A 12,799-nucleotide genomic window follows, 5' to 3' on the forward strand; every position below is an offset into this window, starting at 1 on the left:
ACTCGGAGCTCCGGCACACCGAGTCGCAGGCTGATCAGAACCAGGCGCTGCTTCAGGTCACCGATTTTACCGAGGGCCGCAGCACCAGCCACAGCGCCACGCCAATCAGCGCACCGCCATACAGGTGCGCCATGGACAGTGGCTCATCCAGCAGCAAGGCTCCCCACAACACGCCGAACGGCGGAATCATGAAGGTCACGGTCATCGACCGCACCGGGCCGATGGCGCTGAGCAGGCGGAAATACAGCACATAGGCAAAAGCCGTGCAGCCCAGCCCCAACCCCAGCAACGACAGCCACACGCTCCAGCCACCCCAGCTGGCGGGCGGCTGGCTGATGGCGTTGTAGGCGAACAGCGGCAACAGCAACAGGCTGGCGCCGAGCATGCTGCCCAGGGCCGAGAGGCGGCTGTCCAGGCCGCCAGCCTGATCCAGCCAGCGCCGGGCGAGGAACCCGGCAAAGCCGTAGCAGGTGGTGGCCATCAGGCAGGACAGGGCACCCAGCAGCAGGTCATGGTCGAAGGCCACGGGCCCGGCGCGGGTCAGGATGCCGACGCCGAATAGGCCCAGGCAGACGCCGGCGATCTTGCTCAGGCTCAGCCGCTCATGAAAGAACAGCCCGCCGATCAACACCCCCATCAAGGGCGTGGTGGCATTGAAGATCGCCGAGTAGCCGGCGGGCAGCACCTGGGCGGCCACCGAATACATGGTTGCCGGTATGCCGGAGTTGATGACCCCGAGCAGCAGCACGGTCTTGAGCTTGCCGCGAAAATTCCAGTCGACCCGCATCAGCGCCAGCATGACCAAGAGCCCGAGCGCGGCGATCGACACGCGTAAGAACGCCGTGGGCACGCTGCCCAGCACCGGGGCGATGATGCGCATGAACAAGAAGCTCGCGCCCCAGATGGCGGCCAGGGACAACAGGCGCAAGAGGTCGACAAGTCTCACGGCAATTTCCTTTATCGAAGGGCGGCGATCTTGCCCAGAGCCTGAGAGCATGGCAAACCCTATCGCACCCGCTACAGGATAAATCGTGTCACCAATCCATTAAGGTCCACTGCCAGGCGCGACAATTCCTGACTGGCGGCGGAGGTCTGGGTGGCGCCCGCAGCTGTCTGGGTCGACAGATCGCGGATGTTCACCAGGCTGCGGTCCACATCCCGGGCCACCAGGGCCTGTTGCTCCGCGGCACTGGCGATCACCAGGTTGCGCTGGCTGATCTGTGAAATCGCCCCGGTGATCTTCTCCAACGCGCTGCCGGCGCCGTTGGCTTGCTGCAGGGTTTGCCCGGCCTGTTCGGCGCTGCTTTGCAGGGCGCTGACGGTGGCGTCGGTACCGTGCTGGATGCGGCTGATCATCTGTTCGATTTCTTCGGTGGAGTCCTGGGTACGTTGGGCCAAGGAGCGCACTTCGTCGGCCACCACGGCGAAACCACGGCCGGCCTCGCCAGCTCGGGCTGCCTCGATCGCGGCATTCAGCGCCAGCAGGTTGGTCTGGCCGGCAATGGCCCGAATCACCTCCAGCACCTTGCTGATGTCCTGGGCCTGGGACGCCAACCCCTGGGCCTGCTCCGAGGCACCCAGCACTTCGCTGACCAGTTGCTGGATCGAGGCAATGGTCTGGCTGACCTGTTGATGGCCGTGACGGCTGTCCTGGTCCGAGGCTTGGGAGGCTTCGGCGCTGGAGACCGCGTTGCCGGCCACCTCATCCACCGCCGCGCTCATTTGCGTGACGGCGGTGGCGGCCTGCTCGATTTCATCGTTCTGCAACTGCAGGCCGCGGGTGCTCTGTTCCATCACCGAGCTCATTTCCTCGGCGGCCGAGGCCAACTGCTGGGATGATTCGGCGATGCCGCGGATGGTCGAGCGCAGGTTGTCCTGCATGCCGGCCAGGGCCGTCAGCAGTTGCGCCGGTTCGTCACGGCCCTGGCCGTTGACGCTCTGGCTCAGATCGCCGGCGGCAATGGTCCGGGCCACTGCCAGGGCCTGGGCCAGTGGTGCGGTGATGCTGCGGGTCAGCAACCAGGCCAGTAGCAGGGTGCAAGCCAGGGCGACGACGATGATGGTGCCGACGATCCACAGCGAACGTTGATAGAGCGCGGCGGCATCCTCGGCGGCGCCGTCGGCGCCTTGCTGGTTGAACTGGATCAGTTCCTCCAGGGCCGTGTCCAGTTGGTTGCCCAGGGGCGCCAGTTCGACATTGAGCCGGGTGTAGGCCTGTTCTTTGAGACCGGCGTCGATCTGCTGGATGATCTGTTGCATCAGGCTCGTGTACTGGCCAATCAAGTGTTTCAACCGCTCCAGCATGGCCGCTTCCTGCTCGCTGGTCAGCAGGGCCTTGTGTCGTTCCAGACGCTGGGCCAGTTCCTTGCGTTCGTCTTCGATCACGCGCTTGCTTCTTTCCCGGCTCGCAGCTTGGTCATTGACCAGCAGTCGCAGTGTTTCCAGGCGGATGGTGGCGATATTGGCGGCGCTGTCATGGATGTTCTCGATGCTGGGCATCCATGAGGCCTCGATGACTTTTGCACTTTCGCGCAGGGTTGCCATCTGCCCCAGGCAGAACAGCCCGACTGTCACCAGCAAGGCGGCCAGGACCGCAAAACTCAGGCTGGCTCGCAAGCCGATTCGAATATTCCTGATCGACATCATGTGCTCCTTGAATACATTAGAAAAACATTCGTCCCTCGCTGATTTAGCGCTGTTGTTAGGGGAGGGTGGGCGCTTTATATGGCAAAGTGCCATCACATTGAAAGGCCCTGAATAGAGCCGTTTTGCTGGTGATCGTGGGATTGTTAAGGCACTGGGAGGCGTTTTGGTGGTACAGGTTTGTGCCTGGCATCAGGCCTTCACGCCGCGTGCTGGAAGGCCTGCGGGTGAATCGATAAAGCCCAGGCTTGGCCGACTTCAGGGTTTTTTATTGACCGATTGGTCGATTTAAAAAAATTGCCGGCAATCGTCAGCAAAGATTTCCCGGCCCGGCGGACCGGGCGAAAAATGCGCTTCTCCTCGGGTCGTTTCACTGGCTAAGCTCTGGCATCGCAAATTCCCGCAGAGGTCTACCTATGCCGCAGTCATGGCCCGCCGCCGATATCGCTCGAATGATCCTCGACGGCTTCGACGACTACCGCGAGCACTTCCGCCAGATCACCGATGGTGCCCGGCAACGCTTCGAGCAGGCGCAATGGCAGGAAGCGCAGAAGGCCTCGGCGGCGCGAATCAATCTGTATGAGGAGAAGGTCGGGCAAACCGTGACTCGCCTGCATCAGGCCTTCAGTGACGATTCATTGATGGAGGTGGCGCAGTGGCCGCTGGTGAAAAGCGCCTATATCAGCCTGATCGACCTGCGTTTCGACGATGAGCTGTCCGAGACTTGGTACAACTCGATCTTCTGCGGCCTGTTCAGTCATGACCTGATCAGCGATGGCTGCATGTTCATCCACACCACCCGGCCCAGCCTGCGTCGGGCCCGGGCCGCGCAAACCCGCAGCTACCGGCCCCAGGGCAACCTGTCGGCGATGCTCGAACAGGTGTTCGCCGACTACCGTTTCAGCGAGGACTATGCCGATCTGGCCGGCGACCTGCGGCGCCTGGAGGCGCAACTGCGGGAGAACCTGCCGGACTGGGTGTGCAAGGACCCGGAGCTGACCCTGGAGCTGTTTTCCTCGGTGCTCTACCGCAACAAGGGCGCCTACCTGGTGGGGCGCATCTTCACCCATGAAGAGCAGTGGCCGCTGGTGGTCCCTCTGCTGCACCGCGAGGGCCGGGGCATCCAGATCGACGCACTGATCACCGACGAGGCGGATGTCTCGATCATCTTTTCCTTCACCCGCTCGTACTTCATGGTGGACGTGCCGGTGCCGGCGGAATTCATCGGCTTCCTCAAGCGCATCCTGCCGGGCAAGCACATCGCCGAGCTGTACACCTCCATCGGTTTCTACAAGCACGGCAAGTCGGAGTTCTACCGCGCCCTGATCAACCACCTGGCCAGCACCGATGACCGTTTCATCATGGCCCCCGGGGTACGCGGCATGGTCATGAGCGTGTTCACCCTGCCGGGCTTCAACACCGTGTTCAAGATCATCAAGGACCGTTTCTCGCCGTCGAAGAACGTCGACCGGGCCACGGTGATCGAGAAGTACCGCCTGGTAAAAAGCGTCGATCGGGTCGGGCGCATGGCCGATACCCAGGAGTTCGCCGATTTCCGCTTTCCCCTGAGCAAGTTCGACCCGGCGTGCCTTGAGGAACTGCTGGAAGTGGCGCCGTCCACGGTGGCCGTGGAAGACCAGACCGTGCTGATTCGCCACTGCTGGACCGAGCGCCGCATGACCCCGCTCAACCTCTATCTGGAACACGCCAACCCGGACCAGGTGCGCGAAGCGCTGGAGGATTACGGCCTGGCGATCAAGCAACTGGCGGCGGCCAACATCTTCCCCGGCGACATGCTGCTGAAGAACTTCGGCGTGACCCGCCACGGCCGGGTGGTGTTCTACGACTACGACGAAATCTGCTTTCTCACCGAAGCCAACTTCCGCCACATTCCAGCGCCCCGCACCCCGGAAGACGAGATGGCGTCCGAACCCTGGTATTCCATTGGCCCCCACGACGTGTTCCCCGAAGAGTTCCCGCCGTTCCTGTTCGCCGATGCCGGCCAGCGCAAGCTGTTCGACCAGTTGCACGGCGAGCTGTACAACGCCGACTACTGGAAGGGCCTGCAAGACGCCATCCGCGCCGGCAAGATCATCGATGTCTTCCCGTACCGGCGCAAAGGCCTGGAAGACGAGTAGAGGCAGCGGCTAGCGGCAAGTGACAAGCTGCAAGCTAAAAAACGGAAGCTGCGTTAATCTTGCGGCTTTTCGCTTGAAGCTTGCCGCTGCTTTCCTATGACTTCCGAATCGCCTGCTATCGATCAACTGCTGAAAAACCTCGATCACGCCATGCTCGCCGACCGCCACCGCTTGCGTCGGCAGTTGCTTGAACTGCGCAAGAAGCCCGACGAGGCCAAGCTCGCCCAGTGGCTGGAGCGGATGCAGGCGTCGTGCAACCTGGTGACGGCGCGGCGTGCCAGCGTGCCGCTGATTCGCTATGACGACAGCCTGCCGATCGCCGCCAAGCGCGATGAGATCAAGGACGCGCTGCTCAAGCATCAGGTGCTGATCATCGCCGGCGAGACTGGCTCGGGGAAAACCACCCAGCTGCCGAAGATCTGCCTGGAGATCGGTCGCGGCCAGCACGGCCTGATCGGCCACACCCAGCCCCGGCGGATCGCTGCCCGCAGCGTTGCCAGTCGGGTCGCCGAAGAGCTGGCCACGCCCCTGGGTTCGTTGGTGGGCTACCAGGTGCGCTTCGAGGATCAGAGCGACTCCAGCACCCTGATCAAGCTGATGACCGACGGCATCCTGCTGGCGGAAACCCAGAACGATCGTTTTCTCGAACGCTACGACACGATCATCGTCGACGAGGCCCACGAGCGCAGCCTGAACATCGACTTCCTCCTCGGCTATCTCAAGACCCTGCTGCCACGGCGCCCGGACCTGAAGGTCATCATCACCTCGGCGACCATCGACCTGGAGCGCTTCTCCAAGCATTTCGACAACGCGCCGATCGTCGAAGTCTCCGGGCGCACCTTCCCGGTGGAAACCTGGTATCGCCCCCTGACCCTGGAGCAGGACGAAGAGGGCAACCGGGTCGAGGACGACCTCACGGTGGACCAGGCGATCCTTGCCACCCTGGATGAAATCGCCGCCTACGAGCGCAGTGAACGCCGCAGCCCCGGAGACGTGCTGGTGTTCCTGCCGGGCGAGCGGGAGATCCGCGACGCCGCGGAAATGCTGCGCAAGGCCCAGCTCAAGCACACCGAGATCCTGCCGCTGTACGCGCGCCTGTCGCCGGCGGAACAGCAGCGGATCTTCCAGTCCCATCCGGGCCGGCGCGTGGTGCTGGCGACCAACGTCGCGGAAACCTCGCTGACCGTGCCGGGCATCCGCTATGTGATCGACAGCGGCACCGCGCGCATCAGTCGCTACAGCTACCGGGCCAAGGTCCAGCGCCTGCCCATCGAGGCGGTGTCCCAGGCCAGCGCCAACCAGCGTAAAGGCCGCTGCGGCCGGGTCGAACCGGGGATCTGCGTGCGCCTGTACAGCGAGGAGGATTTCCTCGGCCGGCCGGAGTTCACCGATCCGGAGATCCTGCGCACCAACCTGGCGGCGGTGATCCTGCAGATGCTCCATCTGCGCCTGGGTGAAATCACCGCGTTCCCGTTTATCGAACCGCCGGATGGCAAGGCCATCAGCGACGGTTTCAACTTGCTGCAAGAACTCTCGGCCGTGGACCGCAACGGCCAGCTGACGCCCCTGGGCCGACAACTGGCGCGCCTGCCGGTGGACCCGCGCATGGGCCGCATGCTGCTGGAAGCGGCCAAGCTCGGCAGCCTCCAGGAAGTACTGATCGTTGCCAGTGCGATGTCGATCCAGGACCCCCGCGAGCGTCCGCCAGAGCGCCAGCAGGCTGCCGATCAGGCCCACGCGCAATGGAAGGACGTGGACTCGGACTTCGCCGGGCTGGTCAACCTGTGGCGCGGCTTCGAAGAACAGCGCCAGGCCCTGACCGCCAGCCCGTTGCGCAACTGGTGCCGCAAGAACTTCCTGAATTACCTGCGCCTGCGCGAGTGGCGCGACTCGCACCGGCAACTGAGCCTGATCTGTCGCGACCTGCAACTGAGCCTGAACAAGGAACCGGCGGACTACCCGAAACTGCACAAGGCGGTGTTGGTGGGGCTGCTCAGCCAGATCGGCCAGAAGACTGAGGACGGCGACTACCTCGGGGCTCGTCAGCGGCGTTTCTGGGTCCATCCGTCCTCGGGCCTGGGCAAGAAGCGCCCGCAATGGCTGATGACCGCCGAGCTGGTGGAAACCACCAAGCTCTATGCGCGCATGGTGGCCAAGATCGAGCCAGACTGGATCGAGCCCCTGGCTGGCCATCTGGTGAAGAAGAACCACTTCGAGCCCCATTGGGAGAAGAAGCGCGGCCAGGTGGTGGCCTACGAGCAGATCACCCTGTTCGGCTTGATCGTGGTCGGGCGTCGGCCGGTGCACTACGGCCCGGTGGACCCGGTGGTGTCCCGCGAGTTGTTTATCCGCGAGGCCCTGGTGCGCGGCGAGATCCAGTCCAAGGCCAAGTGCCTGAGCGCCAACACCCAGTTGCTGGAGCAGCTCGATGCCCTGGAAGCCAAGGCCCGGCGCCGCGACATCCTGGCGGACGAGGAAACCCTGTTCGCCTTCTACGACGAGCGCCTGCCGGCGGAGATCCACCAGACCGCGACCTTCGACAGCTGGTACCGGGTGCACAGCCAGAAGAACCCGCAGTTGTTGATCATGCGCGAGGAAGACGTGCTGGCCCGCGAGGCCAGCGAAGTCACCGCCAAGCAGTACCCGGACACCCTGCATATCGGCGATCTGGAACTGGCCCTGAGTTATCACTTCGAGCCCAACCATCCCCGCGACGGCGTGACCCTGCGGGTGCCGGCGCCGCTGCTGCCGGCGTTGCCGGCTGAACGCCTGGAATGGCTGGTGCCGGGGCTGATCGAGGCCAAGTGCATTGCCCTGGTGCGCAACCTGCCCAAGGCCCTGCGCAAGAACTTCGTACCGGTGCCGGACTTCGTCAAGGCGGCCCTGCAGCGCATGGTCTTCGCCGAAGGTTCGTTGCCCCAGGCCCTGGGCCGCGAGTTGCTGCGCATGACCGGTGCGCGGGTCAGCGACGAAGCCTGGAGCGAAGCCGCGCAACAGGTGGAAAGCCACCTGCGGATGAACCTGGAAATCGTCGACGCCCAGGGCAAGTTCCTCGGCGAAGGTCGTGACCTGGCCGAACTGACCGCGCGTTTCGCCGAAGCCAGCCAGGCTGCCCTGGCGGTGCCGCAGACCGCCAAGAGCCAGCAGCCGGTGGAAGCCCGTGTGTTTGCCGCGGTCGCGGAAAAGACCCAGCAGAAGATCGCCGGCCTGTCGATGACGGTGTACCCGGCCCTGGTGGAAGAGGCCGGGACGGTCAAGGAAGGGCGCTTCTCCACCGCCGCCGAAGCCGAGTTCCAGCATCGCCGGGCCCTGCAGCGCCTGCTGCTGCAGCAACTGGCCGAGCCGGCCAAGTTCCTGCGCGGCAAGTTGCCGGGGCTGACCGAGCTGGGCCTGCTGTACCGCGAGCTGGGCCGGGTCGATGCGCTGGTGGAGGACATTCTCCTGGCCAGCCTTGACAGCTGCATCCTCGACGGCGAGGCCAGCCTGCCCCGGGACGGCGCCGGGCTGGCCTCCCTGGCCGAGCGCAAGCGCGGCGCCTGGACCGAGCATGCCGAGCGCCTGGCGCGCCTGACCCTGGAGATTCTCAAGCTCTGGCACGGCCTGCAAAAACGCTTCAAGGGCAAGATCGACCTGGCCCAGGCCGTGGCTCTCAATGACATCAAGTCGCAGTTGGCGAACCTGGTGTACCCGGGCTTTGTCCGGGAAACCCCGGCCCTGTGGCTCAAGGAACTGCCGCGCTACCTCAAGGCGGTGGAGCTGCGTTTCGAGAAGCTCGGCAGTCAGGTGCAGAAGGATCGGGTCTGGAGCACCGAGCTGGCCGGTCTGTGGAGCCAGTACCAGACCCGCGCCCAGAAACATGCCCAGGAAGGCAAGCGCGATCCGCAGTTGGAGCTGTACCGCTGGTGGCTGGAGGAGTACCGGGTGTCCCTGTTCGCCCAGCAACTGGGGACCAAGGTGCCGATTTCCGACAAGCGCCTGAACAAGCAATGGAGCCTGGTCGACGCCTGAGCCAGGCCCCCCCGTGCAGGGTCGGCTCCGTCGATCCTGCAATTGCGGCGAAAGATCGGTGGTTATGGCAAACTCCGCCGTCATAAATGCCGGCCCCGGTTATCTGCACCCCAGCCAGCCCGGGCGGATCGGAATAAAGCGATGCCAGGAACGCCTCCTTCAGCGGGAGTCGTCCCTTTACGGTTTGGCACGACGGTGCCAATACCTTCTGCCTCAACACATTAGAGGAACGACCGTGCATAACGTCGTCATCAGCGGCACCGGCCTGTTTACCCCGGCCAACAGCATCTCCAACGAAGAGCTGGTGGAGTCTTTCAACACCTACGTCCAGCAGTTCAACAGCGACAACGCGGCAGCCATCGAGCGCGGCGAAGTGCAGGCCCTGACTGAATCCAACGCCGCTTTCATCGAAAAAGCCTCCGGGATCAAGAGCCGCTTCGTCATGGACAAGGCCGGCATCCTCGACCCGCAACGCATGGTTCCGAACCTGCCGGAGCGTTCCAACGACGAGTGGTCGGTGCTCTGCCAGATGGCCGTGGCCGCCGCCGAGCAAGCCTTGCAACGGGCCGGCAAGACCGCCGCCGACATCGACGGGGTGATCGTCGCCTGCTCCAACCTGCAGCGCGCCTACCCGGCCATCGCCATCGAAGTCCAGGCTGCACTGGGCATCCAGGGCTTCGGTTTCGACATGAACGTGGCCTGCTCCTCGGCAACCTTCGGCATCCAGGCCGCTTGCAACAGCGTGCAGCTGGGTCAGGCCCGGGCGATCCTGATGGTCAACCCGGAAGTCTGCACCGGGCACCTGAACTTCCGTGACCGCGACAGCCACTTCATCTTCGGCGACGCCGCCACCGCGGTGATCATCGAGCGCGCCGACCTGGCCACCTCCAAGCACCAGTTCGAGATCGTCAGCACCAAGCTGCTGACCCAGTTCTCCAACAACATCCGCAACAACTTCGGCTTCCTCAACCGCGCGGCAGAAGAGGGCGTCGGTGCCCGCGACAAGCTGTTCGTCCAGGAAGGCCGCAAGGTGTTCCGCGACGTGTGCCCGATGGTGGCCGAGCTGATCGCCACCCACTTGGCGGAAAACCAGCTCAATGTCGGCGACGTCAAGCGCTTCTGGCTGCACCAGGCCAACCTCAGCATGAACCACCTGATCGTCAAGAAGCTCCTGGGCCGCGAAGCCTCGGTGGAAGAGGCACCGGTGATTCTCGATACCTACGCCAACACCAGTTCGGCCGGCTCGGTGATTGCCTTCCACAAGTACCAGGATGACCTGGCCAGCGGTTCGCTGGCGGTGCTCAGCTCCTTTGGCGCCGGTTATTCGATCGGCAGCGTCCTGCTGCGCAAGCGTTGATCTAGGCTGATGCGGGTGTGGCGCCGGGCGCTATTGGCGCGTCACACCCTTTCAAACCTGCATGATTGAACGAGGCACGAATGGCTGCTGCTGATGACGCGCAACTGCTAGAGCGCCTTTTGGCGGGTGAGCAAAAGGCTTACAAGGAACTGGTCAGTACCTACCAGAGCGCCATGCGCGCGGTGGCTTACGCGATTGTCGGCAATCGCCATGCCGACGAAGTGGTGCAGGATGCCTGGCTGTCGGTGGTGCGCAATCTGGCGGGCTTTCAGGGGCGCTCCAGCCTCAAGACCTGGCTGCTGACCATCACCGCCAATGCGGCCAAGGGCCGCTACAAGCAAAATCGCCGGGAAGTGTTGCTCGATGACCTGCCCGCGCCCCATGGCACGGTCGGCGACGAGCGTTTCTCTTCCACGGATGGCCACTGGCTGGTGGCGCCTTTCGCCTGGCATGAAGACACCCCCGAAGCCTTGCTGACCGAAGCCGAGCTGCGCGACTGCCTGGAACACACCCTGCTCAGCCTCTCGGAACTGCAAAGCAGCGTCCTGCTGCTGCGCGAGCGCCAGGGCCTGGAACTGGAAGAAATCTGTAATCTTCTGGGGCTCACGCTCTCCAATGTCCGGGTGCTGTTGCATCGGGCACGTCTGAAGGTCTTCGCCACCGTGGAGCATTTTGAGGAAACCGGCCAATGCTGACCTGTAAGGAACAAGTGGCGCGATCCAGTGATTATCTCGACGGCCAGTTGAGCTTTCGCGAGCGCCTGATGGTGCGCCATCACCTGTTGTTCTGCCCCAATTGCCGGCGTTTCATTCGGCAGATGCGCCTGCTCCAGGCCACCTTGCGGGTGCTGCCGGAGCCGCCCCTGGAGGGCTTGGATGCCTTGGCCGAGCGTCTGGCGACGCAACGCAGCAAGGACGTCTGAGAGGGCAAAACACAGGCCGACGCGGCGACGACGAACGGATGATGGGGGGCGTTGCCCCGCGCCGGACTGTTGAAACCCGGCAGACGCTGCTCGCGCGAGCAGCGTCTGCGGTGTACGAGCTGGTCGCTTAGAACTTGGCTTCGGCGTCCAGTTGCAGGGTGTTGGTATTGGCGTCGCGCTGGGTGCGGCTGGAGTAGTCGGCCTTGGTCAGGAAGTAGGTCGCGCCCAGGGCGAAGTTCTTGTCGATGTCGTAACCGACCTTGAACTTGTGGCCACGGGAACCGGTGGTGCCGTTGGCGAAGTCGGAGTCGGTAAAGGCACCGACCACGGCATTGCGCTGCACGTCGCGGTAGTTGTAGTCGAGGTTGAAGCCGAACACTTTCGACTTGGCGCCCAGCAGCCAGGCGGTGTCCTGATCGTTCACCGCATCGTTGTTCTTCACGTACTGGCCGTAGAACGACAGCGGCATCGGCAGGCCGCCGATGTCGATCTGGCTGAAGCCTTCGTACAGGCGGAACTGGTTGTCCGCCGAGTTGCCGTTGACTGCCAAGGCGCAAGGGGTGGAGGTGCCGGTGCAACGGCTGTCCTTGTCGTTCTGGTAGGCATAGACGCTGCCGCCGACGGTCAGCTTCAGATTGTCGGTGATGGCGAAGCGGCTACCCAGTTGGCCGGCGGTCAGGCGCAGGTCGTGACGGAACTGCACGCCTTCACCGTCGACGTTGTCCTTGAGGCTGTAGTTGCCCAGGCTGCCGAACAGCTCGGCGCTACCGCCCAGCGGGTATTTGTAGGTGACGGCCAGGCCTTCAGGGTTGATGTCACTGTCCCAGATCACGTCGCCCATGCTGACCCAGGGTTGCAGCATCTTGCCGCCGATCACGTGCAGGTTCTTCACGGCGTCCGGGTGGTAGTCGATGTAGCCCAGGTCCAGCCAGATCTGTTTCTTGTTGAAGTAGTTGTCCATGTCCTGGTTGGTGGAGCGGGCATCGTCGCCGCCGCCGGTGGCGATGCGGATGCCGGTGTCCACCTGCGGGTTGATCTCGCTGTAGGCGCCCAGGCGCGCACGGATGCGCTGACGATCCTTGTCGCGGCCGCCGTTGTTGGCTTCGCCGTCGATCTTGACGGTTTCCTGGCGGATTCGAACGTCGCCCTTGAACTGCGTCTTGGCCGCCCAGGCCAGCTTCTGGTCGAAGGCGCTGAGCTCGTTGGCTTTCTTGGCGGCTGCGGCCACTTGTTCGTTGGTTTCTTGCTGCGCTTGCTGAGCGATTTGCTGGGCCTTCTGATCCTTGGCCAGTTCGGCTTGCAGCTCCATGTACTGCGCCTGGGAAATCGAGCCGTTGGCCTTGAGCATGTCGAGCAGTTTGGCGTCGACCGCAGCACTGGCGGGAACGCTCATGGCCAGTAACAGGCCACCACACAGGGCCGCCGCGGTTTTCGTGGAAGCAAGACGCATAGCAATCTCCGAAGGTAAGAGTGGATGGCTCAACCATCCAGGACACAACCGACCTGTGCAGATCGGAAAACAGTGGTCGGGTAGAACCCGGCGCTCTAAAAACAGGCGCCAGTATCACGATGGTTTATGACAGCGGGGTGGCAAAGTAATGGCGTGTCGATGACGATTGCTGACTGCAACTCCCCCTGTGCGGGGGCGTTGTCGGTGTCGGAGAAGGGGGGAGGTCGAGGGGCGATCAGCCGCCGTTCAGCGGGCGGGTATCGCGCAGCAAGAGGTCAGAG

General features: G+C 63.6%; 8 protein-coding genes. 5 read left to right on the plus strand and 3 right to left on the minus strand.

The window, feature by feature from the left end; all coding sequences use genetic code 11:
- Nucleotides 1-52: 52 nt before the first annotated feature.
- A complete protein-coding gene (locus DNK59_RS15715) occupies nt 53-946 on the minus strand; it encodes a DMT family transporter (protein ID WP_092320452.1) in 894 nt (297 codons plus the stop codon).
- Nucleotides 947-1,017: 71 nt separating this feature from the next.
- A complete protein-coding gene (locus DNK59_RS15720) occupies nt 1,018-2,739 on the minus strand; it encodes a methyl-accepting chemotaxis protein (protein ID WP_371920290.1) in 1,722 nt (573 codons plus the stop codon).
- A 320-nt stretch (nt 2,740-3,059) separates the two neighbouring features.
- Here DNK59_RS15720 and aceK point away from each other — a divergent pair, with 320 nt between their 5' ends.
- From aceK to DNK59_RS15745, 5 genes are all read left to right on the plus strand, one after another.
- Nucleotides 3,060-4,781, plus strand: a complete 1,722-nt coding sequence (gene aceK, locus DNK59_RS15725) for a bifunctional isocitrate dehydrogenase kinase/phosphatase (RefSeq protein WP_092320454.1) — start codon at nt 3,060-3,062, stop codon at nt 4,779-4,781.
- A gap of 96 nt (nt 4,782-4,877) precedes the next feature.
- Nucleotides 4,878-8,789, plus strand: coding sequence for an ATP-dependent RNA helicase HrpA (hrpA, locus tag DNK59_RS15730; protein ID WP_110723779.1), 3,912 nt, complete (start codon nt 4,878-4,880; stop codon nt 8,787-8,789).
- Between the two features lie 235 nt (nt 8,790-9,024).
- Nucleotides 9,025-10,146 carry a beta-ketoacyl-ACP synthase III gene (locus DNK59_RS15735; RefSeq protein WP_092320456.1) on the plus strand — a complete coding sequence of 374 codons (1,122 nt, stop codon included), beginning with the start codon at nt 9,025-9,027 and terminating at the stop codon, nt 10,144-10,146.
- Nucleotides 10,147-10,226: 80 nt separating this feature from the next.
- On the plus strand, nt 10,227-10,841 hold the full coding sequence (locus DNK59_RS15740; protein ID WP_110723780.1) for an RNA polymerase sigma factor: 615 nt from the start codon (nt 10,227-10,229) through the stop codon (nt 10,839-10,841).
- Nucleotides 10,835-11,068, plus strand: coding sequence for an anti-sigma factor (locus DNK59_RS15745; RefSeq protein WP_060838053.1), 234 nt, complete (start codon nt 10,835-10,837; stop codon nt 11,066-11,068). Before DNK59_RS15740 ends, DNK59_RS15745 begins: the two co-directional genes overlap by 7 nt.
- A 127-nt stretch (nt 11,069-11,195) precedes the next feature.
- Here DNK59_RS15745 and DNK59_RS15750 read toward each other — a convergent pair whose 3' ends face one another.
- A complete protein-coding gene (locus DNK59_RS15750) occupies nt 11,196-12,518 on the minus strand; it encodes a putative porin (RefSeq protein WP_110723781.1) in 1,323 nt (440 codons plus the stop codon).
- Between the last annotated feature and the right edge of the window lie 281 nt (nt 12,519-12,799).

The organism is Pseudomonas sp. TKO26 (genome assembly GCF_003225665.1).
In the GTDB taxonomy this organism is placed as follows: Bacteria; Pseudomonadota; Gammaproteobacteria; order Pseudomonadales; family Pseudomonadaceae; genus Aquipseudomonas; species Aquipseudomonas saponiphila.

Excerpts from the sequence above, each read along its gene's own strand:
- DNK59_RS15720 (WP_371920290.1), bottom strand. The coding sequence starts at position 2,739 with ATGGCACTTTGCCATATAAAGCGCCCACCCTCCCCTAACAACAGCGCT.
- DNK59_RS15745 (WP_060838053.1), top strand. The coding sequence starts at position 10,835 with ATGCTGACCTGTAAGGAACAAGTGGCGCGATCCAGTGATTATCTCGAC.
- hrpA (WP_110723779.1), top strand. The coding sequence starts at position 4,878 with ATGACTTCCGAATCGCCTGCTATCGATCAACTGCTGAAAAACCTCGAT.
- DNK59_RS15750 (WP_110723781.1), bottom strand. The coding sequence starts at position 12,518 with ATGCGTCTTGCTTCCACGAAAACCGCGGCGGCCCTGTGTGGTGGCCTG.
- DNK59_RS15740 (WP_110723780.1), top strand. The coding sequence starts at position 10,227 with ATGGCTGCTGCTGATGACGCGCAACTGCTAGAGCGCCTTTTGGCGGGT.
- aceK (WP_092320454.1), top strand. The coding sequence starts at position 3,060 with ATGCCGCAGTCATGGCCCGCCGCCGATATCGCTCGAATGATCCTCGAC.